28 protein-coding genes, 1 pseudogene and 1 riboswitch are annotated in these 26197 nt (G+C 68.2%); of the genes and pseudogenes, 14 read left to right on the top strand and 15 right to left on the bottom strand.

The features are described from left to right. Positions 1 to 1146 (top strand): thiolase family protein, encoded by a 1146-nt coding sequence (locus D3H54_RS24480; RefSeq protein WP_083118537.1) that lies wholly within the window; start codon positions 1 to 3, stop codon positions 1144 to 1146. Here the strand turns inward: D3H54_RS24480 and D3H54_RS24475 are convergent. The 3 genes and pseudogenes from D3H54_RS24475 to D3H54_RS24465 all read right to left on the bottom strand — a co-directional run bounded on the left by D3H54_RS24475 (position 1143) and on the right by D3H54_RS24465 (position 6961). After that, positions 1143 to 2870: a PE-PPE domain-containing protein gene (locus D3H54_RS24475; RefSeq protein WP_168214963.1), complete on the bottom strand. Its 1728-nt coding sequence runs from the start codon at positions 2868 to 2870 to the stop codon at positions 1143 to 1145. The two genes, D3H54_RS24480 and D3H54_RS24475, sit on opposite strands and share 4 nt — an antisense overlap. Before the next feature lie 159 nt (positions 2871 to 3029). Further along, positions 3030 to 4679 carry a DNA repair helicase XPB gene (locus D3H54_RS24470; protein WP_149381972.1) on the bottom strand — a complete coding sequence of 550 codons (1650 nt, stop codon included), beginning with the start codon at positions 4677 to 4679 and terminating at the stop codon, positions 3030 to 3032. 24 nt (positions 4680 to 4703) lie between these two features. After that, positions 4704 to 6961, bottom strand: a pseudogene (locus D3H54_RS24465) (helicase-associated domain-containing protein). A gap of 65 nt (positions 6962 to 7026) precedes the next feature. Between D3H54_RS24465 and D3H54_RS24460 the strand changes: the two are divergent. Genes D3H54_RS24460 through D3H54_RS24445 form a run of 4 tightly spaced genes read left to right on the top strand, consistent with a single transcriptional unit; the run spans position 7027 to position 8632 of the window. Then, entirely contained in the window at positions 7027 to 7209 is a 183-nt protein-coding gene (locus D3H54_RS24460) for a hypothetical protein (protein ID WP_047332151.1), read from the top strand. 3 nt (positions 7210 to 7212) lie between these two features. Continuing rightward, entirely contained in the window at positions 7213 to 7701 is a 489-nt protein-coding gene (gene moaC, locus D3H54_RS24455) for a cyclic pyranopterin monophosphate synthase MoaC (RefSeq protein ID WP_149381970.1), read from the top strand. Between the two features lie 26 nt (positions 7702 to 7727). Next, positions 7728 to 8207 (top strand): MogA/MoaB family molybdenum cofactor biosynthesis protein, encoded by a 480-nt coding sequence (locus D3H54_RS24450; RefSeq protein ID WP_149381968.1) that lies wholly within the window; start codon positions 7728 to 7730, stop codon positions 8205 to 8207. Further along, positions 8207 to 8632, top strand: coding sequence for a molybdenum cofactor biosynthesis protein MoaE (locus D3H54_RS24445; protein ID WP_149381966.1), 426 nt, complete (start codon positions 8207 to 8209; stop codon positions 8630 to 8632). The genes D3H54_RS24450 and D3H54_RS24445 overlap by 1 nt, the downstream gene beginning before the upstream one ends. Positions 8633 to 8636: 4 nt before the next feature. Here D3H54_RS24445 and D3H54_RS24440 read toward each other — a convergent pair whose 3' ends face one another. The 4 genes from D3H54_RS24440 to D3H54_RS24425 form a co-directional block, all read right to left on the bottom strand. After that, positions 8637 to 9902 carry a transglycosylase family protein gene (locus D3H54_RS24440; RefSeq protein WP_149381964.1) on the bottom strand — a complete coding sequence of 422 codons (1266 nt, stop codon included), beginning with the start codon at positions 9900 to 9902 and terminating at the stop codon, positions 8637 to 8639. Positions 9903 to 9913: 11 nt separating this feature from the next. Next, positions 9914 to 10094, bottom strand: a riboswitch (cyclic di-AMP (ydaO/yuaA leader). 245 nt (positions 10095 to 10339) lie between these two features. Next, a complete protein-coding gene (locus tag D3H54_RS24435; RefSeq protein WP_149381962.1) occupies positions 10340 to 10600 on the bottom strand; it encodes a MoaD/ThiS family protein in 261 nt (86 codons plus the stop codon). 1 nt (position 10601) lies between these two features. Beyond that, on the bottom strand, positions 10602 to 11666 hold the full coding sequence (moaA, locus tag D3H54_RS24430) for a GTP 3',8-cyclase MoaA (RefSeq protein ID WP_149381960.1): 1065 nt from the start codon (positions 11664 to 11666) through the stop codon (positions 10602 to 10604). Then, positions 11663 to 12055, bottom strand: coding sequence for a YccF domain-containing protein (locus D3H54_RS24425; protein ID WP_149381958.1), 393 nt, complete (start codon positions 12053 to 12055; stop codon positions 11663 to 11665). Before D3H54_RS24425 ends, moaA begins: the two co-directional genes overlap by 4 nt. Before the next feature lie 148 nt (positions 12056 to 12203). Here D3H54_RS24425 and D3H54_RS24420 point away from each other — a divergent pair, with 148 nt between their 5' ends. Further along, entirely contained in the window at positions 12204 to 12614 is a 411-nt protein-coding gene (locus tag D3H54_RS24420) for a cold-shock protein (protein ID WP_036341333.1), read from the top strand. A gap of 18 nt (positions 12615 to 12632) precedes the next feature. Continuing rightward, positions 12633 to 13640, top strand: a complete 1008-nt coding sequence (locus D3H54_RS24415; RefSeq protein WP_168214962.1) for a glutathione S-transferase family protein — start codon at positions 12633 to 12635, stop codon at positions 13638 to 13640. Here D3H54_RS24415 and D3H54_RS24410 read toward each other — a convergent pair. Continuing rightward, positions 13637 to 14257: a winged helix-turn-helix transcriptional regulator gene (locus tag D3H54_RS24410; RefSeq protein WP_149381955.1), complete on the bottom strand. Its 621-nt coding sequence runs from the start codon at positions 14255 to 14257 to the stop codon at positions 13637 to 13639. The genes D3H54_RS24415 and D3H54_RS24410 overlap by 4 nt on opposite strands. 65 nt (positions 14258 to 14322) lie before the next feature. On the opposite strand from D3H54_RS24410, the gene D3H54_RS24405 reads away from it, so the two are divergent. Then, positions 14323 to 15189, top strand: a complete 867-nt coding sequence (locus D3H54_RS24405; RefSeq protein ID WP_149381953.1) for an alpha/beta fold hydrolase — start codon at positions 14323 to 14325, stop codon at positions 15187 to 15189. Here the strand turns inward: D3H54_RS24405 and D3H54_RS24400 are convergent. After that, positions 15186 to 15677, bottom strand: a complete 492-nt coding sequence (locus D3H54_RS24400) for a DUF2771 domain-containing protein (protein WP_149381951.1) — start codon at positions 15675 to 15677, stop codon at positions 15186 to 15188. The two genes, D3H54_RS24405 and D3H54_RS24400, sit on opposite strands and share 4 nt — an antisense overlap. Next, positions 15674 to 17254, bottom strand: coding sequence for an MFS transporter (locus D3H54_RS24395; RefSeq protein ID WP_286199322.1), 1581 nt, complete (start codon positions 17252 to 17254; stop codon positions 15674 to 15676). Before D3H54_RS24395 ends, D3H54_RS24400 begins: the two co-directional genes overlap by 4 nt. A 180-nt stretch (positions 17255 to 17434) precedes the next feature. On the opposite strand from D3H54_RS24395, the gene D3H54_RS24390 reads away from it, so the two are divergent. Then, positions 17435 to 18430 carry a DUF3027 domain-containing protein gene (locus D3H54_RS24390; protein WP_149381947.1) on the top strand — a complete coding sequence of 332 codons (996 nt, stop codon included), beginning with the start codon at positions 17435 to 17437 and terminating at the stop codon, positions 18428 to 18430. Here D3H54_RS24390 and D3H54_RS24385 read toward each other — a convergent pair. Both D3H54_RS24385 and D3H54_RS24380 read right to left on the bottom strand, forming a co-directional pair. Then, complete coding sequence (locus tag D3H54_RS24385) at positions 18427 to 18879, bottom strand: SRPBCC family protein (RefSeq protein ID WP_149381945.1); 453 nt, start codon at positions 18877 to 18879, stop codon at positions 18427 to 18429. The two genes, D3H54_RS24390 and D3H54_RS24385, sit on opposite strands and share 4 nt — an antisense overlap. Before the next feature lie 24 nt (positions 18880 to 18903). Then, on the bottom strand, positions 18904 to 19194 hold the full coding sequence (locus D3H54_RS24380; RefSeq protein WP_149381943.1) for a DUF2530 domain-containing protein: 291 nt from the start codon (positions 19192 to 19194) through the stop codon (positions 18904 to 18906). A 102-nt stretch (positions 19195 to 19296) separates the two neighbouring features. Here D3H54_RS24380 and D3H54_RS24375 point away from each other — a divergent pair, with 102 nt between their 5' ends. The 3 genes from D3H54_RS24375 to D3H54_RS24365 are packed head-to-tail and all read left to right on the top strand — an operon-like array spanning position 19297 to position 20856. Beyond that, positions 19297 to 19728: an Rv0880 family HTH-type transcriptional regulator gene (locus tag D3H54_RS24375; RefSeq protein WP_149381941.1), complete on the top strand. Its 432-nt coding sequence runs from the start codon at positions 19297 to 19299 to the stop codon at positions 19726 to 19728. Beyond that, entirely contained in the window at positions 19725 to 20552 is an 828-nt protein-coding gene (locus tag D3H54_RS24370; RefSeq protein WP_168214961.1) for a TrmH family RNA methyltransferase, read from the top strand. The genes D3H54_RS24375 and D3H54_RS24370 overlap by 4 nt, the downstream gene beginning before the upstream one ends. A gap of 31 nt (positions 20553 to 20583) precedes the next feature. Next, a complete protein-coding gene (locus D3H54_RS24365) occupies positions 20584 to 20856 on the top strand; it encodes a DUF2537 domain-containing protein (RefSeq protein WP_149381939.1) in 273 nt (90 codons plus the stop codon). Positions 20857 to 20860: 4 nt separating this feature from the next. Here the strand turns inward: D3H54_RS24365 and sepH are convergent, their stop codons facing one another. Both sepH and serC read right to left on the bottom strand, forming a co-directional pair. Then, entirely contained in the window at positions 20861 to 21655 is a 795-nt protein-coding gene (gene sepH, locus D3H54_RS24360; protein ID WP_149381937.1) for a septation protein SepH, read from the bottom strand. Between the two features lie 75 nt (positions 21656 to 21730). Continuing rightward, positions 21731 to 22849, bottom strand: a complete 1119-nt coding sequence (gene serC, locus D3H54_RS24355) for a phosphoserine transaminase (RefSeq protein ID WP_149381935.1) — start codon at positions 22847 to 22849, stop codon at positions 21731 to 21733. A gap of 156 nt (positions 22850 to 23005) precedes the next feature. Between serC and D3H54_RS24350 the strand changes: the two genes are divergently transcribed. Both D3H54_RS24350 and D3H54_RS24345 read left to right on the top strand, forming a co-directional pair. Next, the gene (locus D3H54_RS24350; RefSeq protein ID WP_149381933.1) at positions 23006 to 24022 is read left to right on the top strand and encodes an AurF N-oxygenase family protein; all 1017 of its coding nucleotides are present in this window, start codon (positions 23006 to 23008) and stop codon (positions 24020 to 24022) included. 14 nt (positions 24023 to 24036) lie between these two features. After that, the gene (locus D3H54_RS24345; protein ID WP_149381931.1) at positions 24037 to 25722 is read left to right on the top strand and encodes an FAD-dependent oxidoreductase; all 1686 of its coding nucleotides are present in this window, start codon (positions 24037 to 24039) and stop codon (positions 25720 to 25722) included. On the opposite strand, the gene D3H54_RS24340 is transcribed toward D3H54_RS24345, so the two are convergent. Next, the gene (locus D3H54_RS24340) at positions 25719 to 26192 is read right to left on the bottom strand and encodes a 5' nucleotidase, NT5C type (RefSeq protein WP_286198996.1); all 474 of its coding nucleotides are present in this window, start codon (positions 26190 to 26192) and stop codon (positions 25719 to 25721) included. The genes D3H54_RS24345 and D3H54_RS24340 overlap by 4 nt on opposite strands. Positions 26193 to 26197: the final 5 nt, after the last annotated feature.

Genomic DNA, 26197 nt, shown 5'->3' with positions numbered 1-26197 from the left:
ATGAGCAATGACGTTGCGATCATCGGCGTCGGCCTGCATCCGTTCGGCCGGTTCGACAAGACAGCCATGCAGATGGGTGCCGAGGCGATCGAGCTGGCACTGCAGGATTCGGGTGCGCAGTGGAAGGACATCCAGTTCGGTTTCGGCGGCAGCTATGAGGTGTCCAATCCCGACGCGGTGACGCGGCTGGTCGGCCTGACCGGCATCACGTTCACCAACGTCTTCAACGCCTGCGCCACCGCGGCAAGCGCGATCCAGCAGACCGCGGACACGATCCGGCTCGGCAAGTACGACATCGGCATCGCGGTGGGCCTGGACAAGCACCCGCGCGGAGCGTTCACCGACGACCCGGCCAAGCTGGCGCTGCCGCAGTGGTATGCCGAGAACGGGCAGTTCGTCACCACAAAGTTCTTCGGTATCAAGGCCAACCGGTACATCCACGATCACGGCATCTCCGAGGAGACCCTGGCGCGGGTGGCCAACAAGAACTTCCGCAACGGTGTGCTGAATCCGAATGCCTTCCGTCGCAAGGAGATCTCCGTTGAGGAGATCATGGCCTCGCCGGTGTTGAACTACCCGCTGCGGCAGTACATGTTCTGCGCACCCGATGAGGGCGCTGCCGCAGTCATCATGTGCCGCGCCGACATCGCGCACCGCTTCACCGACAAGCCGGTCTACGTGCGCGCCAGCGAGATTCGCACCCGAACCTTCGGCGCCTACGAGGTGCACGGCACCTCAGCCCCGCTCGACGAGGACGTGTCGCCGACCGTCTACGCCGCCAAGGCGGCCTACGAGGAGGCCGGGATCGGTCCCGAAGACATCGACATCGCTCAGCTGCAGGACACCGATGCCGGTGCCGAGATCATCCACATGGCCGAGACCGGTCTGTGCGCCGACGGCGAGCAGGAGAAGCTGCTGGCCGACGGGGCCACCGAGATCCACGGCTCACTGCCGATCAACACCGACGGCGGACTGATCGCCAACGGTGAGCCGATCGGGGCATCGGGTCTGCGGCAGATGCACGAGCTGGTGCGCCAGCTGCGCGGCGAGGCCGGCGAGCGTCAGGTGCCGGGCAACCCGCGGGTGGGCCTGGCGCAGGTGTACGGCGCGCCCGGAACCGCCTCGGCGACAATACTTTCGCTCTAGACGTCCGTCTGCTGGCCGAGCACGCCCTGCACGGCCTGGATCAGGACGAGCACCTCGATCAGGCTCGCCGTGGTCACCAACCCGACGTTCGCGGCCAGCGGCAGACCGATCGCGTTGACCAGCCCGTTGATCACGTCACCGGAGAGCGCCTGCGCAATGCCGCCGAGGAACAGGGTGACGTCGTAGGCGGGCAGCATCGTGACCACTGCGTTGATGATGTCCGCTGTCGGCAGCAGCGCCGCGTAGACCGACGCCGCGGCGTTCGAGATGAACAGGGCGGCGTCGGTGATGACCGTCTGCAACGCCGCGATGACGCTCGTCGGCGTCGGCGGCGGTGAGATCGCGCCCGGCGTGGGGAGCTTCAGTGCTGCGAGTTCCTGCCACATCACTCCACCCGGGCTGACATCGGTCACGAAGTCGGAGACACCCTGTGCAACGCCGGCCAGGAAGAGGTTGGCCACCTCGGCCCAGTTGACGTCCGGGAGGAATCCGAAAGTCGTTGGCTGGTTGGCGAATCCATTGGTGGACCAGCCGTACTGCGGGTCGCCGTAGCCGAGATTGACGATGACCTTCAGCGCAGGTTGAAGCAGATCGGCGATGGGGGTGCCGATCACCGGGAGCAGGCGCAGCGGCTCGAGCAGCGGCAGGTTCTCGGTGGGGATGATGTAGTACTTCTGACTCGGATCGGTGGTCGGCAACGGAATGGCGGTATCGACCTGCTGCTGGGTGAGATCGGCGTACTTGGTGTGAACGAAGATGATGCCCAGGCCGGCGTTGAGTACCGACAGCACGTTGAGCGGGTACCGGGGGAAATCAGCGAACCCGTCGTACTCCAGCGTGTAATTGGTTACCGGGAAGGCGTTTTCGGGGGTGGCGCCATAGAAGTCCAGTCCGAGGCTGGGCAGTTTCAACCCCGGGAACCGGGACAGGAAGCCGCCGTTGGGGTTCATCTCGTTGCCGACCAACACGAAGTTCACCGGTGTGTCGGAGGGCAGCTGGCTCATGATCAGCGAGGAGATGATCGCGCTCTGCGAATAACCGAAGACGGTGGCGGTATTGCCGGCCGCGACCTGCTCGGCGATGGTTGCGGCGAGTATTTGAATACCCTGCTGCACAGACACATTCAGCGGCAGGCTCTTCACCCCGGTGATCGGGTACAACCCCTCGGGGGTGTCCAGCTGGAAGGGGATGGAACCCGGGTACGACGGCGCGATGTAGAGATTGAAGACGTTTTGGATGTAGCTCGGTTTGGGGATCGGAACCCCGCTGGGTCCCATGATCACCGCGGTGTTCTGGGCGGCCGCGGCCTGCACCAGGCCCTCTGGTGCCAGCGATGCTGCCGCCGCTGCGCGGGCGGAGATGCCGGTGTCGCGACGGCTGTAGGCCAACGCCGTCAGCTCCAGTGGCGAATCGGCCGGCGGCGACACGGGCGCTGACGGGTCGGCGGCTGCGGACGACGCCGTGGCGGTGGGCACCGAGGTGATCGACTGGGCCCGCACCGTCGATGACGGACGCGACCGCCCCGACGCCGCCTTCGGGGCACTGTGCTTGGCGGGGCCCGCGGTCGTCTGACTGGACGCCGACCGCGCGGAGCCGGCCTGGGCCGAGGACCCGCCCGAATCGGTACCGTCAGCCCAGGCTGTCGCGCCGCCGAAGGCCGCGGCACCCACTCCCAGCGCAACCGCCAATCCGCCAACTCGACCGATGAAGCCCGCTGCGCGCACGCTGTACCCCTTTTTCGTCACCCGACCACGTGTCGTGGCGAAGACTAACCTGTTGCCGCGGCGTTCGCTGTCACATTCGTTTCGCGATCGCAGCGCGCAGGTCAACGGGCAACGAACTGTTGCTGTCGGGATTGGTCGGCAACGTTTGGTGAAGTGCCCTCAGAGCGCCGGGCCGAGCAAGTCGTCGGCGTCTTTGATGATGTAGCCGTAGCCCTGTTCAGCCAGGAACCGCTGCCGGTGCGCGGCGTACTCGGCATCCAGGCTGTCGCGGGACACCACGGAGTAGAACACCGCCCCGCCGCCGTCGTGCTTGGGGCGAAGCAACCGGCCCAGCCGCTGGGCCTCTTCCTGGCGTGAGCCGAAGGTTCCCGAAACCTGAACGGCCACCGAGGCCTCCGGCAGGTCAATGGAAAAGTTCGCTACCTTCGACACCACGAGGGTCTTGACCTCGCCGCGGCGGAAGGCGTCGAAGAGCTCTTCGCGCTCGGCGTTCTTCGTCGAACCCTGGATCACCGGTGCGCCCAACTCGGTGCCCAGCTCGTCGAGCTGGTCCAGGTAGGCGCCGATCACCAGGGTCGGCTCTCCCTCATGCTTGGCCAGAATCGATTTCACCACCGCGATCTTCGAGTGCGCGGTCGAGCAGAGCTTGTAGCGCTCGTCCGGTTCGGCGACCGCGTACAACATCCGCTCGTTGTCGGTCATCGTCACGCGCACCTCGATGCACTCGGCGGGGGCGATCCAGCCCTGAGCCTCGATGTCCTTCCACGGCGCGTCATACCGCTTGGGACCGATCAGGCTGAACACGTCGCCCTCACGGCCGTCCTCGCGGATCAGCGTGGCCGTCAGCCCCAGCCGGCGGCGGGACTGCAGGTCAGCCGTCATCCGGAACACCGGCGCGGGCAGCAGGTGGACCTCGTCGTAGATGATCAGGCCCCAGTCCCGGCTGTCGAACAGCTCCAGATGCTTGTATTCGCCCTTGGTGCGGCGGGTGATCACCTGATAGGTCGCGATCGTGACGGGCCGGATCTCCTTGCGCTCACCGGAGTACTCGCCGATCTCCTCCTCGGTCAGCGACGTCCGCGCGATCAGCTCACGCTTCCACTGCCGGCCTGCGACGGTGTTGGTGACCAGGATCAGCGTCGTCGCCCCGGCCCTGGCCATCGCGGCCGCACCGACCAGCGTCTTGCCCGCGCCACACGGCAGCACCACCACACCCGAGCCGCCGTCCCAGAACGAATCGGCGGCCATCTGCTGGTAATCGCGCAGTTCCCAACCGTCCTGGTCCAGGTCGATCGCGTGGGCCTCGCCGTCGACGTAGCCGGCCAGGTCCTCGGCGGGCCAGCCGATCTTGAGCAGCATCTGCTTGATCCGGCCGCGCTCACTGGGATGGACGATCACGGTGTCGTCGTCGATGCGCGCACCGAGCATCGGGTTGATCTTCTTGTTGCGCAACACCTCTTCGAGCACGGCCCGGTCGAGGCTGACCAACGTCAGGCCGTGTGCGGGATGCTTCACCAGCTGCAGCCGGCCGTAGCGGGCCATCGTGTCGACGATGTCCACCAGCAGCGGCTGCGGCACGGCATAACGGGAGAAGCTGACCAGCGCGTCGACCACCTGCTCGGCGTCATGGCCGGCGGCGCGGGCATTCCACAACGCCAGCGGGGTGATGCGATAGGTGTGGATGTGCTCGGGGGCGCGTTCGAGCTCCGCGAACGGGGCGATCGCGGACCGGGCCGCGCCGGCAAGCTCGTGGTCGACTTCGAGCAGCACGGTCTTGTCGGACTGCACGATCAATGGACCCTCGGTCATGCCGCACTCCTCGTCATCGCTCCATTATCCAGCGTCGGCCGACATCACCGACGTCACGCGATGCACAGCGAACTCCCGCGGGCGGCCCTGGCTGGGATCCCAGGCCATCAGCTGACCGCCGCTGACAGTGAGCGGGCGCACAACTCGCTGGGTGGCCACCCCGCCGCGTCCACATAACCGATCACCACGTCCTTTTGTTCCATGGCCGCCTGCTGCAACAAGGCCATCGACACCGCCGGATCCAGGCGGACATTGGCGAACGGGTTGGCGGAATCCACCCGGCGCAACACCGCCACCACCGAGGCCAGGGTGTCCGTGCTCGGCTTGGGCAGCGCGCGGAACGGCCGGCGGTGCTGCGGTGTCGACACCCGTGCGCCGCGCTGCCGGAGATCGACGATCGCCCCCGAGGAGTCCTCGGCGGCCGGGGCGAAGCCCGCCGCGCGCAACGCCGCGAGCACGTCACCGATCGGCGCCTGCGACACTGCCACCGTCGGCGCCAGCAGCCGCACCTCCAGATGCTCCAAGGCCGGCGCGGCGACCGCGTGGGCGAGCAGCGTCGGGTCCTCGCAACGCAGGAACGACGACGCCATCCCGACCCGCAACTGGCCGTGCCTGCGGGCGACGTCGTTGATCAGATACGTCAAGCCCTGGGGGACAGGTGTTTTCGAGTGCCGCTCGAAGAATGTGTGGAGTCCGCCCGCAGTGCGCCCGGTGTCCAGAGCGTGCCGGATCGAGGCTTCGCTGACCCGGTAGACCATGGCGGCACCGGCCGATTCCACCGCGGCCACCGCCGCCAGCTCGTCGGCCAGGTCACGCTGCAGCGGCCCGGGCACCACGACCGTCAGGTCGGCCTGCACCAGGAAGTGGTCGATCGGTGCGGGCAGGGCCTTGCCCATCGCGTCGATGGCGGCGTTCTCGTCGCCGTCCAGCAGCACCCGCGCCGGTGTGCTCAGTGCCCCGCGGCCGACCAGGCCCACGGCGTGGGCTTCGGAGAGCAGGTGCGCGACAGGTTCGGGTTGCAACCGGGCCGCCCACCGCGGCCGGCGCCAGATCAGTGCCCGTGAGGCGTGCTGAGCGTCCACGCCGGCGCCGGGCGGCAACTCGGCGAGCAGCTCCAGCAGCAGTCGCCGATCCAGCGGGGCGGCCGTCGAGTACAGCGAATCAGACAGTGCGGCATAGGGTTTGCCATCGGGACCGCGACTGCCGATGAGGCCCGGGCGCGACGGCAGTTCCAGCCAGCTGCCGGCCAGCAGGTACCAGCGTGCGGCGGTCGGTGTCTCCATGAATCGGTCCGCGGCCACCGTCGGCGTCCAGTACGGGCTCGCGCCGTCCTGGGGTTCCGGCACGGGTGTGCCGCTGGCGATCAGGCCCGCCGCCGAGCTGATCTCGAGGACCAGCCCGAGGCGTTGCTCGTCGATTCCGGTGAGCTTGCTCAGCCGTTTGGCTTCGCGCACCCCCAAGCCGCCGCTGCGTAGCTCGGGAACCGGTGCAGCAGAGAGAGATTCGATGACCAGTTCGATCTCTCGGATCAGATCCAGGACGGCACCGGCCGCCGCGCCGTCGACGTCGGCGACGGTGGTGGTGCCCGACACCGGGTCGGGTGCGGTCAGGCTCACCGGGCCGGGCTCCTCGCCGCGCAGCACCTGACCGACATGCCGCGGCAGGATCACCGTCTCGGCGTCGAGCTGCCGCAGCAGTCCGGCCGCCAGCAGCCGCGGGACCGGCCGGTCGGCGGGTGCGCCGGGCGCGGCGTCACGGGTTCGTCCCACCGGTGACCCCATCAGCAGCCGGTCCAGCAGTTCGAGCTGGGGTTCGTCGAGCGCGTCGATCGCCGCGGAGATCTCCGCCCCCGACCGGGAAGAGTCCTCCCCGATCGCCTGGCCGGGATACCAGGGCAGTCCCGCGGCGGCCTCGGCCGACACCCGCACCTCGCTGTCGCCCCACACCAGTGCGCGCTCGCGCAGGTCGTCGAGCGCGGACAGGACCGACTTCTCGTCGGCGCGCTCGCCGACGAGGGCGATCAGCTTGGCCACCGGTGTGGCCGCGGTATCGGCGTGCAGCACGATCAGGGCGTCCAGGACGGCGAGCCGCAGGTAGTCCAGCTCGTCGGTGGCAGCCTTGACCGACTGCCGGGCCACCGCACGCGCGGCCAGGGCAGCGATGCTGCCAGGGGCCGGCTGGGCAAGATCCGGCCGCAGTTCCAGCAGGCGGATCAGCCGGTCGTCGGGCAGATCGGCCAGCCAGGCGCCCAGCGGCATACCCGGCAGGGACGATTCAGTCATTGTTGACCAGCGTAAAACAGCCGCCTGTGTGCACAAGCCGGCCCGGTAGATGTCAGAATGTTGCCGTGGCTGAGAAGAAGACAAGGTATGTCGACAATGGCTGGCCGACCAGGGACCCCGACGACCACGCCGTGAGCGAGTTGGCCGCCGATCGGACGGGCGCACTGTCCCCGTTCGGCGACATCACGTTCCCGCTGCCGGCCTCTGACCTGCCGTACCTGCACCCGGTCACCGTCGTCAACAAGTAAACGGTGACCGACGGACCGCAGCGCCGCCTCTCGCACCTCGACGAGCACGGTGCGGCGCACATGGTCGATGTCACCGACAAGGCCGCCACGACGCGTACCGCGGTGGCGGCCGGCTCCGTTCACACCACCGCCGAGGTGGTCGAGCTGATCACGGCGGGCGGCCTGCCCAAGGGTGACGCGCTGGCCACCGCGCGGGTGGCCGGCATCCTGGCCGCCAAGCGCACCTCCGATCTGATCCCGCTGTGCCACCACCTCGCCCTGACCGGGGTGGACATCGAATTCGCGATCGGTGACGCCGTGGTCGGCGTGACAGCGTCCGTGCGCACCACCGATCGCACCGGGGTCGAGATGGAGGCGCTGACCGCCGTCAGCGTCGCGGCCCTGACGCTCTACGACATGATCAAGGCCGTCGACCCCGCCGCGCGCCTCGAGGACATCCGGGTGCTGCGCAAGGAGGGCGGTAAGACCGGCCTGTGGGTGCGCGAGGCGTGAGGGACGCCTGCGGAACGACCCAACCTGTGAGCCCCCGGTCCGCACGGGTCGTGATCGCGTCCACCCGGGCGGCCACCGGTGTCTACGAAGACCGGACCGGCCCGATTGTGGTCGCCTGGCTCACCGAGCGCGGCTTCGACGTGCCCGACCCGAGCGTGGTGGTGGACGGGAGTGCCGTCGGCGACGCCCTGCGGGCGGCGATCGACGCCGGAGCCGACGTCGTCATCACCTCCGGCGGCACCGGGATCTCACCGACCGACGCCACTCCGGAGGCGACCCTCGGCGTTCTCGACTACCAGATCCCCGGCCTGGCCGACGCCATCCGCCGGTCCGGACTGCCGACGGTGCCGACATCGGTGCTGTCCCGTGGCGTATGCGGCGTCGCAGGCCGCACACTCGTGATCAACCTGCCTGGATCGACGGGCGGGGTGCGCGATGGCCTGGCTGTGCTCGCCGATGTGCTCGACCATGCGTTGGACCAACTGTCCGGAGGGGACCACCGCTGATGACACGCATCCTGAGGGCCGCGCTCGTCGAGGGCCCGATCTCATTGACCGAGCACGAAGAGCTGGTCGCCGACGCGGCCGCCGGCGCCGTGGTGGGCTTTTCCGGGGTGGTGCGAAACCACGACGGCGGCCGGGACGTGGTGCGGCTGGAGTACTCCGCGCACCCGCTGGCCGAGCAGACCCTGTTCGAAGCGGTCGCCGAGGTGGCCGGGAAAGCCACCGGGGTGCGGGCGATCGCCGCCAGTCATCGCGTGGGTGTGCTGCACATCGGAGACGCCGCGCTGGTGGCGGCCGTGGCGGCCGACCACCGGCGGGCGGCGTTCGAGGCGTGCGCGTTGCTCGTCGACACCGTCAAGGAGCGTTTACCGGTGTGGAAGCACCAGTTCTTCGCCGACGGAACCGACGAGTGGGTGAACTCGGCCTGAGTCCTTACTGAGCCGGTGCCGGCGCGGGGGCCGGTGCGGCCGGAACCAGCGGCGCGTTCGGGTCGGCCGGAGCCGGCGCCGGAGCGTTCGGATCCCCGGGCGGGGTGCCCATGCTCGGATCGTTGGTCACCGGGGTGTTCAGCGGACGCTGGGTCAGGGCAAGCAGTGCATCGCCCTTGCTGACCTGCTGCGTCTGGATCGCGTGCCACAGTTCCTTGAGGTACGTGACGTTCGGACCCTCCTGCGGGCCCTCCGGCTGATCGCTGGTGCCTGGCGGCAGGTTCTCCGGGCTCGTCAGGTGCGGCACGCCGTCGGGCAGCTGTCCGGTCGGGCTGGCGGCGACCACATCGGTGCCCGGGGCGGGCGCCGCGGCCGGGTCGGCCGGTGCGGGGGCGGGCGCCGGCGGCAAGGTCGGCGGAACCGCGGGGTCCGCCGGAGCCTGGGGCACGAAGTGGATCGACGCCGCCTGGACCGTGACGGTCTGCTCGTCAGGATGTGCAGGTGCCTCGGGGGCGGGTACCTGAAGAGCGGTGTCGATGACGGGCTCGGCGGCCGGCGGGGCGACTTCCTGAGCAACCGGGACGACGTCCGGCTGCGGAGCGGGCGGCAGGTCGGCGGGGGCCGGCGGAAGATCCTGGGGTGCCGGCGGCATGTCCTGCGGGGCCGGCGGGAGATCTTGAGGTGCCGGCGGCATGTCCTGGGGTGCCGGCGGCATGTCCTGCGGTGCCGGGGGCATGTCCTGCGGTGCCGGGGGCATGTCCTGGGGAGCCGGGGGCATGTCCTGCGGGGCGGGCGGCAGATCTGCCGGTGCATCCGGTGCCGGGGCGTCCGGAGCGGGGGCCTCGAAGCCGGCGGGCTGAATCTGCGCGTCCGCCGGGGTGGGCTCGTTCACCACATTGCGCGGGGTCGCACCCGACAGGCCACGTCCGCACACCGGCCAGGCGCCACGGCCCTGGCTGGCCAGGACGCGCTCGGCGATGGCGATCTGCTGATCCTTGCTGGCCATGTTCGCGGCAGGGGCGTACTGACCGCCGCCGTGCGCGGACCACGTGCTGGGGGAGAACTGCAGGCCCCCCTGGTAGCCGTTGCCGGTGTTGATGCCCCAGTTGCCGCCGGACTCACAGCGGGCGACCTGGTCCCATTCGGCATCGGGAGCCGCTTGGGCCTGGCCGGCAAGGGCGAGGCTGCCGCCTCCGATGACCGCACCGGTGACCGCGATCTTGGCGACGCTGACTGACGATGAAGTGGGCTTGCGATGCCGTCCACTCATATGGCGAAGTGTTCCTCTCTTCAATGCGCCTGCGAGGTCAGCTGTCGGGTTCGGGCTGGAGAGGTCGCCCGGCCGTCGTCGTCTCTGGTGGAAACGATTTCGGCTTCACCCCAAGGAGTTTGTGGCTCCGAGTCCTATCGGTGGACCGGTGGGTCCCCCGCCTCCATCCATGGTGTTCGTTGGTCTCTTCGCTCCTTGGATGGAGCTCAGCGCTAAGAGCGAAGAGGGTCTTCCCGGGTTGAGGGGGCTGACCTCCGAGTGACGGTAGTGGGATCAGGGAGACGCGTCATCTTTTGCAAATCCGGGCGTTTCTGGTACTGGCAAACCTTAAAAAAGGTTAAAGCCCCTAGATAGCTCGACGTTCGCCCAGGTAGTTACGGCACTAAACCGGACCGTGGCCATCTCGTTACCTGATCGTGATGTGACGCAAATCACGCTCAACCGCCGGCAAACGGGGGTAACACGTCCAGAGTTTGGCCGGATTGCAGGGCCGTCGCGGTATTTCGTACCGCGATTCCGTCGCGCAGATATGAACAGCGCTGTAACACCCGCGCTAATTCCGCGTTGCGACAAGCCAATTCGTTCACCACATCGGCGACAGTCGCGCCGGGGTGCACGGTGAGCAGATCCGACTCGATGCCCGCGGCGGCGCGAGCCGCGGCGAAGAAGCGCACAGTCACCTCTACCTGCTCGGCCACCTCAGCCGCCGATCGCGCTCATCGGCCGTTGGGGCTGAACGAAATCCGGATCGTTGATGCCGTGGCCGGCCGCCTTGCGCCACATCGCGGCACGCCACACCGACTCCAGCACGGTGTCGTCGGCGCCGTTTCGGAGCAGCGCCCTCAGATCCGTCTCCTCGGCAGCGAACAGGCAGTTACGGATCTGTCCGTCGGCGGTCAGGCGGGTCCGGTCGCAGGCCGAGCAGAACGCGTGCGAGACCGAGGCGATGATCCCGACCGTCGCCGGGCCCCCGTTGACCTGCCAGAGCTGGGCCGGAGCCGATCCGCGCGGTGCCGGGTCCGCGGTGAGGGTGAAGCGCTTCGCCAGCGCCGCGTAGATCTCGTCGGCGCCCAGGTTGGCATCCCGGCGCCACAGGTGGCCGGCGTCGAGCGGCATCTGCTCGATGATGCGCAACTGGTAGCCGTAGCGCAGGCAGTACTCCAACAGTTCGACGGCGTCGTCGAGGCCGCTGATCGCATCCAGGACCGCGTTGACCTTGACCGGCCCCAGACCGGCCTCGGACGCCGCGGACAGACCGTCGAGCACATCGGAGAGGCGGTCGCGCCGGGTGATGGCGGCGAACTGTTCGGCGTCGAGGCTGTCGAGCGACACGTTGACCCGATTCAGACCCGCATCGGCCAGTGCGCGGGCGCGGCGGGCCAGGCCCACCCCGTTGGTGGTCAGAGCGATCTCGGGACGCGGGCGCAGAGCGGCCACCGCGGACACCAAGTCTTCGAGCCCGCGATACAGCAGTGGCTCGCCACCGGTGAAGCGCACGCTGGTGATGCCGAGCCGGGTCACCGCCAACGTCAGAAGCCGCACCAACTCGTCGCGGGTCAGCAGATCGTCGCCGGGCAGCCAGTCCAGTCCCTCGGCGGGCATGCAATAGGTACAGCGCAGATTGCACCGGTCGGTCAGCGACACCCTCAGATCGGTGGCCACCCGGCCGAAGGTGTCGACGAGCGGTCCGCTGCGCGGCATGTCCGCCGGCGGCGCGTCGTCATCACGGCGGATCGCAGGCACTCCCAGGCCGATCACGGTCATGCCGCCACCCGAGCATGGTCGGCGGGCACGATCTCCTTGCCCAGCGGGACAAGGGAGACCGGGATGAGTTTGAGGTTGGCCAGGGCCAGCGGGATCCCGATGATCGTGATCGCCATCGCCGCCGCGCTCACCAGGTGGCCGATGGCGAGCCACACGCCGAACAACACGATCCAGATGACGTTGCCGACCAGTGCGCCGGGCCGCGGACCCGGCTTGTCGACGATGGTCCGCCCGAACGGCCACAGCGCATAGTTGGCGATCCGCAGCGCGGCGAAGCCGAATGGGATGGTGATGATCAGAACGAAGCTGACCAGTGCCGCCAGCAGGTAGCCGAGGGCAAGCCAGAGCCCGCCGAACAGCAACCAGACGACGTTCAGGATCAGGCGCATGTCTCCTCCAGCGGTTTGCCCAGCCTACCGAACTAAACTCAGGTGCTGGCCGTAGGTCTTCCCGAGTAGGATCACCGGCACGCGTCCTGCACCGGCGGGACGCTTCGTCATGTTGTCATGAACCCCGTCAGACAAGCAGGTGAGACCAGTGCCGACCGGCAAGGTGAAGTGGTACGACGCCGAGAAGGGATTCGGCTTCCTGTCCCAGGAGGAAGGCGAGGACGTCTACGTCCGTGCGTCGGCACTGCCTGAGGGCGTCGAAGGTCTGAAGGCCGGCCAGCGGGTCGAGTTCGGGCTGGCATCCGGGCGCCGCGGCCCACAGGCGTTGAGCGTCAAGCTGATCGATCCGCCGCCGAGCCTGACCCGCACGCGGCGTGAGGCCACGCCCGTCGAGCGCAAGCACACTCCCGACGAACTGCACGGCATGGTCGAGGACATGATCACGCTGCTCGAAGGCGCGGTGCAGCCCGAGCTGCGCAAGGGGCGTTACCCGGACCGCAAGGTGGCCCGGCGGGTGTCCGAAGTGGTGAAGGCAGTCGCCCGGGAGCTCGACGCCTAACTGGCGCACACTGGAGTCGTGGGTGCCTATGTCGCCGGAGGCGGCGAATTCAATCGCGATACCAACTACATCACCACCAGGATCACCGCCGACGGTGCTGACGGATATCCCGTCGAACCCGACCGATACCGGCTGATCGTCGCGCGGGCGTGCCCGTGGGCGAACCGGACGATCATCGTGCGCCGCCTGCTGGGCCTGGAGGACGTACTGTCCATCGGGTTCTGCGGGCCCACGCACGACCAACGCAGCTGGACCTTCGATCTGGATCCCGGTGGTGTGGACCCGGTGCTGAAGATTCCGCGGCTGCAGGACGCCTACTTCGCGCGGTTCCCGGATTATCCGAAGGGCATCACGGTGCCGGCGATCGTCGACGTGTCCACCGGTCAAGTGGTCACCAACGACTTCGCCCAGATCACGCTCGACTTCTCCACCGAGTGGACCGCCTACCACCGCGACGGTGCGCCGCAGCTGTACCCCGAGCCGCTCCGCGACGAGATCGACGAGGTGGCCCACAGGATCTACACCGAGGTGAACAACGGTGTGTACCGCTGCGGGTTCGCCGGCTCGCAGGAGTCCTACGACAAGGCCTACGACCGGTTGTTCACCGCGCTGGACTGGCTCTCCGAGCGGCTGGCCGATCAGCGGTTTCTGGTGGGGGACACCATCACCGAGGCCGACGTGCGGCTGTTCACCACGCTGGCACGCTTCGATCCGGTCTACCACGGCCACTTCAAGTGCAACTGGTCCAAGCTGGCGGAGATGCCGGTGCTCTGGGCCTATGCCCGAGATCTGTTCCAGACGCCGGGATTCGGCGATACCACCGACTTCGTCCAGATCAAACAGCACTACTACATCGTGCATTCGGACATCAATCCCACCGGTGTCGTGCCGAAGGGTCCGGACCTGTCGAACTGGCTGACGCCACACGGTCGAGAAGCATTGGGCGGCAGACCGTTTGGTGACGGAACGCCACCGGGGCCGACACGCGAGGGGGAGCGGGTCCCGGCCGGGCACGGCGCCGGCTAGCGCGCGAAGACGGTCTCCACTGCGGCTCGGTCGCCGTCGATATCGACCTGTGCCGCAACGTCATCGAGGGTCAGCAGACCCGTGGCGAGGCCGAGGACGATCTGCGCGTCGGTTCTGAGGACGGCGTCGAAGGGGCGCCCGTCGGGCAGGCTCACGGCCACGCCGGATCGGTTGGCGCGCACCTGAAGCACGTCGCCGCCGACGTCGATGGCCACCGTGGCCGATCGGGTCGGCGCCCGGCCGGTGAACAGTGCGGGCAGCGCCACCAGAAGCCACTCGATGCGGAACTCATCGCCTTGGGCGCCCCGGATCATCAGCGGCGTCGACCAGCGGATCAGTCCCTCGATGGGTTCGCGCAGCTGGGTGCCCCACTCGGTGAGGGCGTAGGTGATCGCGTTGCCGTCCTCGGCCAGCCGTCGCTCGACCACGCCCGCGCTCTCCAGTTCGCGGAGCCGGTCGGTCAGCAGGTTGGTCGCGATGCCCGGCAGGCCGTCGCGCAGCTCGCGGTAGCGGGCGGGCGCGACCAGAAGCTGACGGACGATCAGCAGATTCCACCGGTCGCCGACGACATCCAGGGCCCGGGCCAGTCCGCAGTACTGGCCGTAATCTCGACTCATCACGCTCCACTTGCTAAATTAATGTCCGCTTGATTATATCAAGTGAATCAGAAGAGGGGATCGGTATGGCGGTGGCGCAGCGGCCCGAGTGGGTCGACGACGAATTGTTCCCATTCCAGAGCCGGTTCGTCGACATCGACGGCCACACCGTGCACTACGTCGACGAAGGCTCGGGGCCCACGGTGCTGTTCTTGCACGGCAACCCGACCTGGTCGTTCGTCTACCGTGATGTCATCAAGGCACTGCGAAGCGAATTTCGTTGCGTGGCAATCGACTACCCCGGATTCGGACTGTCGACGGCGGCGCCGGGTTACCGGTATCTGCCCAGCGAGCACGCCGAGGTCGTCAGCGCGTTCATCGACGCTCTCGAACTGACCCAGGTGACGCTGGTGGTGCACGACTGGGGCGGCCCGATCGGGTTGTCGGTGATCGAGAAACACCCCGGAGTGTTCGACCGGCTGGTGGTGGGCAACACCTGGGCTTGGCCCACCGACGCCCCGCACGTGCAGATCATGTCCCATGTCATGGGCGGGCCGTTCGGTCGTCTGCTGATCCGGCAGTTCAATCTGTTCGTCAACCTGATGATTCCCGCGGGGCATCGGCTGGCCAAGCCCAACCGTGGCGAGATGGGCCACTATCAGAAGGCTCTCGACAGCCCGGCGCGCCGTGACGCGTCGGCCATCTTCCCCCGCGAGCTCACGGCCAGCCGCGCGTTCCTCGCCGAGGTCGAAGCCGGACTACCCGCGATCGCGGACATCCCCACGCTCATCATCTGGGGCGATGCCGACATCGCCTTCAGGGAAAGCGATCTACGGCGCTGGGAACGGACCTTCCCCAACCACCGGACCGTGATTGCCGACGGAGCAGGCCATTTCGTCCAATCCGATGCGCCCGAGCAGTTTGCCGCCGCGATTCGGGACTGGAACCCCTAGGGCCAGGCCAGCCGAACCGACCACTCCGCATGCGGGGCGTCGCGCAGCTCGCCGTTCTGGTCCTGCACCAGGGTGACCAACTGCACGACGACGCCGGTGAGCCGGCCGCGTTGCGGATCGACCGTCGGTATCGTCACTGCCAGTTCGGTATTGGGCCGATACATGGTGGTCGTGGAATTCCGCTCGTCCTCGTACACGCGCAGCAGCTGCCACGGTGCGCGTCCGATCGCGGTGGGTACGGACAGCTGCACCGGGTAGCGTTCGCTGACCGAAAGCTGGCCCTGGGTCTGCGGGTTCTGGCAGTCGTTGAGGTTCACCACGTTGCAGTACACGTACGGCCCGACGCGCACCGCCTGGCCGTGCGAATAGGCGCTGATCTCGGGGAAGGCCGATTCGGTGCCGCGGGTCAGTGCCCACGCGGTGACGCCGGCACCGGCCGATGCCAGTACGACGACGATCGCCAAAAGCCATCGGATCCAACGGTTCACCGGTGAGTCACCGCCGACGCGCCCTCCGGTTCGGCCAGCACCGGACGGTTGCCGCCGAAGCCGGGGATCAGTGAATCGCCGCGGTAGCTGACGATGGTCTGGGCCAGGCCGAGGATCAGCAGCGCGCTGATCGCGGTGAAGCCGACCCACAGCTCGGTGTACACCAGCACTCCGATCGCACCGCCCATCACCCACGCCAACTGCAGCACCGACTCGGAGCGGCCGAACGCCGACGCCCGCGACTCCTCCGGCAGGTCGTCCTGCAGCGAGGCGTCCAGCGACGCCTTGGCGATCGCGGTCGCGCCCGAGGTGACCAGCGTGGCCACCGCCGCGACGATCAGGTTGCCGGTGACCGCGGCCACCATCGCCATGACGGTCACCGCGGTCGTGCACCGCACCACCAGCATCGCGGGCCGGCCCAGCCGCATCCGGGCCGCGGTGAAGTTGCCCGCGAAGTTGCCGATGCCGGCGGCGGCGCCGAGCAGGCCCAGCATGCCCAGTTGTACCCAGCCGCTGGCCTGGTGCGCCTTGGCGACGAACGCCGGATACAGGAACAGGAACCCGACCATCGCCTTGATCGTGCAGTTGCCCCACAACGAGGTGATGATGTTGCGACCCAGCGGTTGTCGTGGTCTGCCGGTCTTCGCGGCCGGCTCGTCGATCCAGCCTTGCGGCCCGCTTTCGCCGTGGTAGGTCAAGGTGGCCGGCACCTCACCTTCGGTGACCTCCACCCAGCGCGGGATCCGCATCGACAACGAGGCGCCGGCCACGGCGACGAAGACGACGACGAACAGCGCACCGGGCAGCTGGAACACGGTGGTGAGCAGGTATTCGGCCCCGGCCGCGATACCGCCGCCGACGATGGTGCCCCCGATCAGACCGAACATCGTCAGCCGCGAATTGACCCGCACCAGGTCGATCGTCGGTGGCATGACCCGTGGGGTGACCGCGCTGCGCAGCACGCTGAAAGACTTGGACAGCACCATCATTCCGAGCGCGCACGGGTAGAGCACCCACGACGGATAGCTGCCGGTGACACCGTCGTAATCCATGATCAGCACGAACGCCAGTGCGGCGCGAAGGACGAACGACATCGCGAGCGCCGCGCGCCTGCCGTGCTGGACGCGATCCAGCGCGGGCCCGATCAGCGGTGCGATCACCGCGAACGGCGCGATCGTGATCAGCAGGTAGAGCGCGACCTTGCCCTTGCTCTCGCCGGAGGCGGCGGCGAAGAACAGCGTGTTGGCCAACGCGACGGCCATCGCCGAGTCCACCGCGAAGTTGGCGACCACCGGCCAGGTCAGCGCGGTCAGACCGGATTTGTCGGCACCGTCGGCCGTGGCCGCGCGGTGCACCATCGAGTACACCTTGGTGCCCATCTCGCGGCTGCGGTTCGCCGCGCCGCGACCGCGGGTCACCCGTTCGTCGGCGCTGCGCGGTCCGGGCGGCGGCCCGAGGTTCTCGGTGCGCTGCTCGCCCAGCGGGGGCAGGTAGCGGTTGGAGCTGGGGGTGGGGTTGGACCGCCGGGTGGCGTCGGAGCGCCGGTAGCCGTCCCCGTCGCTGGGGTAGTTGGCCATGCCCGGGTGTTCTCCGGATGCGCCCGCCGAGTAGCGGCGATCGGGGCCGAACGCCGGATTCGCGCGGGGTTCGTCACGCCGGCTCTCAGACACCTCACGATTGTCCCCCATCCCGGCATGCCGGGCGCGCACGTGACCGGTGTGGCTGCACACACAGGCCGTGAGGCAAGATTGGTGACGATGGACAGCACCCTTGACGCGAAAGAAGCCACGGCACCGGCGCAGGCCGCCGCGCCGTCGGACGCGGTTGCCGCCGTTTTGAGCGGTGCGGTGGAGCAGGCGAGGCAGGCCATCGTCGAGCACAGCGGCGACACGGTGGGCGAATACCTCGGTGTCAGCTTCGAGGACGAGACCGCGGCGACGCACCGCTTCTTGGCGAACATGCCCGGTTATCAGGGCTGGCAGTGGGCGGTGGTGGTCGCGGCCTACGAAGGCGCTGATCACGCGACCCTCAGCGAGGTCGTGCTGGTACCTGGCCCGACCGCTTTGCTGGCTCCGGCCTGGGTGCCGTGGGACGAACGCATCAAGCCCGGCGATCTGAGCCCCGGTGACCTGCTGGCTCCCGGCAAGGATGACCCTCGGTTGGCACCCGGCTACACCGCCACCGGGGATCCGCTGATCGACGACACCGCCTTCGAGCTCGGCTTCGGCCGTCGCCAGGTGCTCAGCGCGCTCGGTCGCGACGAGACCGCGCAGCGCTGGCACGACGGCGACCATGGCCCCGATTCGCCGATGGCCCGCGCGACGAAGCGCGTCTGCCGCGATTGCGGCTTCATGGTGCCGCTGGCCGGCGCGCTCGGCGCAATGTTCGGGGTGTGCTGCAACGAGATGGCGGCCGACTCCCACGTCGTCGACTTCGAATATGGCTGCGGTGCGCACTCGGACACCCCGCAGCCGGCGGGCACGGGATCGCCACTGTATGACCCGTACGACGACGGTGTGCTCGAGGTCGTCGAGGTGGTCACGACGGTCGCCGAAACCCCCGCGGTCCCGGAAGAAGCGGTAGTGGCGGAAGCCCCGGAAATCTCGGAAGCCCCGGAAAGCTCGGAAGCCCAGGAAGTCGCGGAGACCCCAGCGGTGCCCGAAAGCCCGGCGGCCCCCGAAGCCTCGGAGGCGTCCGAAAGTCCGGCGACGACCGAGGGGTCCGACGCTGCCGAACCGGGCGAGCCGGCCTAACCTTCGGCGGCGGCCTTGATGCGCGCCAGCGACAGGTTCATCCCGTCGACCAGTTCTTTCTCGAAGTTCGGCACGCCACCCATCACCGCGTTGACCGTCATCGTCGAGACGGCCTTGACGCCGTTCTCCGCGTGCCGGGTCTCCACGACCCGGGTGCCGGTGGCGGTCGGCTCGAGCTCGTAGCTCCAGACCGTGTTGTTGGCGTTGACCCGGAACGCCAGCTTGCGCTCCGGAATCAGTTCGGTGATCGTCGACGTCGTCGGCCAGAACAGGTTGTTGCGACGATTGAGGTTGAAGGTCCGGGTGCCCGGCTTCACCGCGCCGAGCGGCTTCATCAGCCGGCACTGCGGGCTCCACTTGGGCATGTTGCCCAGATCCGACAGCAAAGTCCAGACCTTGGCGACCGGGGCGTTGATCTCGATTTCTGCTTGCAACAGCGGCGCTGCCATCGTTTCTCCTTCGTCGTGACTGGGTTATTGTCCGCGCGGCTCGAGGCCGGTCTGCGCGCCTCGCGCCCCGCGCCGAGCCGCGATGCGCTGCCACAGGAAAACCGAGGTACCGACCACGCCCGTGGCCAGGCCGGCGAGCGCGATCGGGCGCCAGGACTCGCACGCCGCGACGGTGAACGCCACGATCGTCACCAGCGCCCACAGCGTGGCCCCGACGACGATCACCGGCCACGGATCCAGCAACGCTGCGGGCAGCGCGGGCGGCTCGGGTTCGGCCGCCGGTTCTCGGCTCGGTTCGCGATGATCGGAAGGCATTGTCGTCCAAGGTAACCGATGGACTCCACGGCCCGGCGTGCAGTTACCGGAGTTGGCCGGTTCATCATTGATCGGGTGTTGTCGTGTCGTACTGTTTGCGTCGTGAAAGACGGTGACCTGCGGCTGGCCAGTGATTTGTCGCTGGCCGTCATGCGTCTGGCACGTCAGCTGCGCTTCCGCAGGCCCGAGTCACCGGTCACGCTGTCGCAGTTGTCCGCTCTGGCGACCCTGGCCAAGGACGGGGCGATGACCCCGGGAATGCTGGCGGTCCGCGAGCGAGTCCGGCCGCCGTCGATGACGCGGGTGATCGCATCGCTGGCCGACCTCGGTCTGGTGGTGCGCACCTCCCATCCCTCCGACGGCCGTCAGGTTCTGGTGGCGGTCTCCGACGCCGGTGCGGCGCTGGTGGACAGCGAGCGCCGGGCCAGTCAGGAGTGGCTGCGCAATCGGCTGGCGACCCTGGACAGCGACGAACGCGACATCCTGCTGCGGGCCGCGGACCTCATGACCGTCCTGGTCGACGAAGACGCGTGAGCGACAAGGCTTTTGGCGCGATAGAAGTCGTCGATATCACCGATCCGGGCGATCCCCGCGTCGACGACTTCCGCGACCTCAACAGTGTCGACCGCCGACCGGACCTCCCCAGCGGCAAGGGATTGGTGATCGCCGAGGGTGTGCTGGTCGCCCAGCGGATGATCGCCTCGCGGTTCACCCCGCACGCGTTCCTCGGCACCGACCGTCGCCTGGCCGAACTCGGTGACGACCTGTCCGGGGTGCGGGCGCCGTTCTTTCGCGCCACGGCCGAGGTGATGGCCGAGGTGGTCGGCTTCCACCTCAACCGCGGTGTGCTCGCGGCGGCCCGCCGGCCACCGGAGCTCACGCCGGCGGAGGTACTCGACGGCGCGCGCACGGTCGCGGTGCTCGAAGGCGTCAACGACCACGAAAACCTCGGCTCGATCTTCCGCAACGCCGCCGGCCTCGGGGTGGACGCGGTCATTTTCGGCGCCGGGTGCGCCGACCCGCTGTACCGGCGTGCGGTGCGGGTGTCGATGGGTCACGCCCTGCTGGTGCCGTTCGCCCGTGCCGAGCGCTGGCCGGCGGACCTCGGTGAACTGCGCGAGCGCGGATTCCGGCTGTTGGCCATGACACCAGATCCGGCTGCGCAGACCCTGGCCGAGGCGATGGCCGGGCTGGCAGGGGAGAGGGTCGCGGTGCTGGTCGGCGCGGAGGGGCCCGGCCTGACCGAGACGGTGATGCGAGCCAGCGACGTCCGGGTCCGGATCCCGATGTCGAGGGGTACCGATTCGCTGAATGTTGCGACGGCGGCGGCGCTGGCGTTCTACGAGCGGGTCAGGTAGATGAGCGGGTCAGGTAGATAAGCTCCCTCGCGTGAACGAAGAGACGACGCCGTGGGGCACCGGTCTGACCGTGGCAGCCTTCGTCGCCGCGGTGACGGGCGCCGCGATTGTGGTGCTCAGCCTCGGCATGCTGCGGGTGCATCCACTGGTGGCGATCGTGCTGAACCTGATCGCGGTCGGCGGACTGGCGCCGACGTTATGGGGATGGCGGCGCATTCCGGTACGACGCTGGTTCGTGCTCGGTGCCGGTGTCGGCGTCGCCGGCGGGTGGATCACCCTGTTGGCGATGGCCGCCGCTCAGTAGTCGGTCAGCGCTCGCCGCTGGAACGGACCCCGAGCAGGACGTCCTCCCAGCCGGGGACGGACGGCTTGGCCTTGGCGCGTTTGGCCCGCGGCGCCGGGGCGGGAGCCGGGGCCGGAGCGGGTGCCTGCTTCTCCTCGACCGGGGCCGGCGCCGGTGGCGGCTGCTGCTCCTCGAATTCCAGCTGTGCGACGACGGCCACCGGCCGCAGCGGACGCTCGAACGTCGGGTCGATCAGCTCGCTGGCGGCGTCGTCCAGGGCCGACACCGTGCCACCGTGCGCGCCGGGGCTGAAGCGGAAGTGCGCGACGTTGTCAGAGAGTCCGGCCTGCCACGACATCTGCACCACCCAGCGGCCGTCTTCACCGCGCCAGGCGTCCCACGACGTCGACTCGAGGCTGTGCCCGCGGGCCACCAGGGCGGTGGTGACGGTGTCCAGCAGGGTGTTCACCGCCGGCCCGTCGGCCAGCACCGGATGCGCGGCGCCGGCCAGCTCGGCCGCCCGCGAACGCTCCAAGAGCACCGGGTGAGCGAAACGCTCGACCTTGCTGATGTCCATGCCGGACGACGCGGCAACTTGCTCTACGGACGCACCCGCACGGATGCGCGCCTGAATGTCCCTTGGCCGCAACACGCCTTTGACCTCTTTGTCCCTCAGGGTCTGGCCCAGCGACCGGTCACCGCGAACCGCGGCACGCAGTCGGTCGTCGACCTGCAGGGTGAACTTGTCGGCCGGGTCGGGACCTTCGCAAATGATGTGCCTGCCGTCGACATCGAGTCCGATCACCCTGAGTTCTCGCATGTCGACCTCCTTCGCCCGGACTTTAACTCAGCCCCGACTTGATTACGGTTAGGACACGCGGGGGTGACGAACAAGTCAGCCGAGATGTTCGACGGCCCAGTCGACGCACTGGGTCAGCGCGGAGACGTCGTCGGGTTCGATCGCCGGGAACATCGCGATCCGCAACTGGTTGCGGCCCAGCTTGCGGTACGGCTCGGTGTCGACGATGCCGTTGGCCCGCAGCACCTTGGCCACTGCCGCGGCGTCCACTTCGTCGGCGAAATCGATGGTGCCGACGACCTGCGACCGCAGTGCGGGATCGCTGACGAACGGGGTGGCGTAGGACGACGCCTCGGCCCAGGAGTACAGCCGCTGCGAGGAGTCGGCGGTGCGCTTGACGGCCCAGTCCAGGCCGCCGTTGCTGTTCATCCAGTCGACCTGCTCGGCCATCAGCACCAGCGTGCCGATCGCCGGGGTGTTGTACGTCTGGTTCTTGAGGCTGTTGTCCACCGCGATCGGCAGCGACAGGAAGTCGGGCACCCAGCGGCCCGACCCGGCGATGGCCTCGATGCGTGCCAGCGCGGCGGGGGAGACGACCGCCAGCCACAGGCCGCCGTCGCTGGCGAAATTCTTCTGCGGCGCGAAGTAGTAGGCGTCGACATCGCTGATGTCGACCGGCAGGCCACCGGCCCCTGACGTCGCGTCGATCAGGATGAGGGCGTTCTCCGAACCCTCCGGGCGGCGAACCGGCACGGCCACTCCGGTCGAGGTCTCGTTGTGCGCCCAGGCGATCGCGTCGACCGACGGATCGGACTGCGGCTCCGGCGCGCTGCCGGCGTCCGCCTTGATCACGATCGGGTCGTCGATGAACGGGTTGGCCGTGGCGGCCGAGGCGAACTTGGAGGAGAACTCGCCGTAGGTGAGATGCAGCGAGCGCTTCTCGATCAAGCCGAACGCGGCGGCGTCCCAGAACGCGGTCGCGCCGCCGTTGCCCAGGATCACCTCGTAGCCGTCGGGCAGCGAGAAGAATTCCCGCAGGCCGTCGCGGACCCGGCCGACCAGGTTCTTCACCGGCGCCTGCCGGTGCGAGGTGCCGAACAGTGCGGCTGATGCCGTCAGCGCGTCGAGCTGCTCGGGGCGCACCTTGGAGGGGCCACAGCCGAAGCGGCCGTCGCCGGGCTTCAGGGAATCGGGAATCACGAGCTGATCAGCCATGCCCCAAGCCTAGAAGTTGGTGCGGGCGCCCACGAAACAGAGGGGTACACCGAGGTGTTCAGCAAACCTGGATATGGGGTATGGACAGTATGCGATACCTGCGGTACCGTTTGGACAACACCCGCCCAAATGTAAACCTCTATTGAGGAGACTGTCATGGCGAGAACCAAGATCATCCAGCGCTGGCGTCGCAACATGGACGTGCTGGACGACACCGCCTACGTGGAGAAGCTGATGACGCTGTCCGAAGGGTCGGTGCGCAGGAACTTCAATCCGTACACCGACATCGATTGGGATTCGCCCGAGTTCGCCGTGGTCCCGAATGACGAGCGCTGGATCCTGCCTGCGACCGACCCGATCGGGCAGCACCCGTGGTACCAGGCGCAACCGAAAGAGCGGCAGATCGAGATCGGCATGTGGCGTCAGTCCAACGTCGCCAAGGTCGGCCTGCACTTTGAGTCGATCCTCATCCGGGGCCTGATGGAGTACGCGTTCTGGGCGCCCAACGGATCGCCGGAGTACCGGTACTGCCTGCACGAAGCGGTCGAAGAGTGCAACCACACGATGATGTTCCAGGAGATGGTGAACCACATCGGTGCCGACGTGCCGGGTATGCCCCGGTTGCTGAAATGGGTGCAGCCGGCGATCCCGCTGGCGGCAGGCCCGCTGCCGATCCCGTTCTGGTTCGGCATCCTCGCGGGCGAAGAGCCCATCGATCACACCCAGAAAGCCATTCTGCGCGAAGGCAAGACGCTGCACCCGATCATGGAGCGGGTCATGGCGATCCACGTCGCCGAGGAGGCCCGGCACATCTCGTTCGCGCACGAATACCTGCGCAAGCGCGTGCCGCACCTGCCGCGCCGCAAGCGGTTCTGGCTGTCGTTGCACGTCCCGGTGATCATGCGGGTGCTGTGTTCGGCGATCATCGTGCCGCCGAAGGCGTTCTGGAAGGAATTCGACATCCCGCGCTCGGTGCGCAAGGAGATCTTCTTCAAGTCGCCTCAGTCACGGCAGATGCTGCGCGACATGTTCGGTGACGTCCGGATGCTGTGCGAGGACACCGGCCTGATGAACCCGCTGGCGAAGCTGATCTGGCGGATCTGCCGGATCGACGGGCCGGCGAGCCGGTACCGCAGCGAGCCCGCCCGTCAGCACGTGGTGAGCGCCGCGTAGCGCCGGTCACTGCCATGCCTCACGTCATCACCCAGTCCTGTTGTAGCGACGGGTCCTGCGTCTACGCCTGCCCGGTCAACTGCATTCATCCCAGCCCCGATGAGCCTGGCTTCGCGACCGCCGAGATGTTGTATATCGATCCGGTGGCATGCGTCGACTGCGGGGCATGCGTCAGCGCCTGCCCGGTCGGTGCGATCGCGCCGGACAGCAAACTGACCGACAAACAGCTGCCGTTCGTCGAACTCAACGCCGCGTTCTATCCCGAGCGGCCCGCGGGGGTTAAGTTGCCGCCGACCTCCAAGCTGGCCCCGGTGCTGCCCGCGCCGCAGGTGCGCCGTGGCGGCGGGGATCTGACGGTGGCGGTCGTCGGTTCCGGGCCCGCGGGGATCTACGCCGCCGACGAACTGCTGACGCAGAAGGGCGTGCGGGTCAACGTCTTCGACAAACTGCCCACCCCGTTCGGTCTCGTCCGCGCCGGCGTCGCTCCCGATCACCAGCACACCAAGGGCGTGACGCGGCTCTTCGAGCGGATCAGCAGTCAGCCGCGCTTCACGTTCTACCTCAATGTCGAAGTGGGACAACATCTCCGCCATGAGGAGCTGCTGCTGCACCACCACGCGGTGCTCTACACCGTCGGAGCGCCGCACGACCGCAGGCTCGACATTCCCGGCATGGAGCTGCCCGGCGCCGGCACCGCCACCGAGACGGTGGCCTGGATCAACGGCCATCCGGATTTCGCCGGGCTGCCCGTCGACCTGCGCCACGATCGGGTGGTGGTGATCGGCAACGGCAACGTGGCCCTCGACGTCGCGCGGATCCTGACCGCCGACCCCGACGACCTGGCCCATACCGACATCTCCGACGCCGCGTTGAGCACCCTGCGAACCTCGGCGGTGCGCGAGGTCGTCGTCGCGGCGCGGCGGCGTCCCGCCGACTCGGCGTTCACCCTGCCCGAGCTCATCGGACTGACGTCGACGGCCGAGGTTGTCCTCGACGCCGACGACCACGCCCTGGTGCAGGAGGATCTGGCCACTGCCACCGATGCCGTCACGGTCGCCAAACTCGAGATCTTGGCCAAACTGCCGGTCGCGTCCGAACGCATCGACCGTCGACGCATACGGCTGGCCTACCGGCTGACGCCCCACCGGGTGCTCGGCACCGAACGGGTCGCTGGCGTCGAATTCCATTGCACCGGAACCGAAGACCTGGTGCAGATCGAGGCAGGCTTGCTGCTCACCTCGATCGGATACCGCGGCGTCCCGATCGCCGGACTGCCGTTCGACGAGTCGGCCGCCGTCGTCCCCAACCGGGACGGACGGGTCATCGATCCCGTCACCGGCGAGCCCATCGTCGGCGCCTACGTCGCGGGCTGGATCAAACGCGGACCGACCGGCTTCATCGGCACCAACAAATCGTGTTCCATGCAGACCGTCTCGAACCTGGTGGATGACTTCAATGCCGGCCTGTTGGGTGACCCCGACGTGCGACCGGCATTGCTGGACAAGCTGATTCGATCCCGTCAGCCCGATGTGGTCGACGCCCGTGGTTGGCGAGCCATCGACGCCGCCGAGACGGCCCGTGGCGCCGCCGAGGGACGGGCGCGGGTGAAGTTCACCGATGTGTCCGAGATGGTCGCGGTGGCCGCCGCGGCGCCGGAGCCACCCCTGGCCAGGCGGCTCCTCGCCGGGCTGTTGCGCTAGGCCTGCTCGCGCAGATAAGTCAGCACGGCGGCCCAGTCCGGGAACCGGTCCGAGCCGAAGTGAATCCACTCACCCTCGAACCGCTCGGCGCCGTTGTTGGGCCGGTCGTCGACGAGGAAGTCACCGCGGTTGAGATCTTTGTGGTGAGTGAGGATGAGTCGCTTGTAGGCGGGTGAATCCTCCTCGGCCCCAAGATGTTCGTGCACCCATTCGATCTTGTGTTGCCAACCCGACGGGTTGCGCCACGGTGCTGTCGAGAGCAAGTAGGTGTCGAACAGCGCCGACAGTTCGGTGAACGCCTCGATCGCGCCGGGCATCGAACGCATCAGCGCGAAGATGCCCGGCGCCTCGTCCATCCGGCCGCGGTACTTGTCCACCACGACCTGATCGAGGCCCTCGATCCGATGGCCGAAGTCGACCATCGTGTTGTCGAGGTCGATGTAGAGAATCTTGCGCCGATCCTGGGTCACGGGTA

The organism is Mycobacterium sp. ELW1 (assembly GCF_008329905.1).
Classification (GTDB): domain Bacteria; phylum Actinomycetota; class Actinomycetes; order Mycobacteriales; family Mycobacteriaceae; genus Mycobacterium.
Note: the sequence above shows the minus strand (reverse complement) of the source record. Positions and strands in the feature narration are given on the sequence as shown.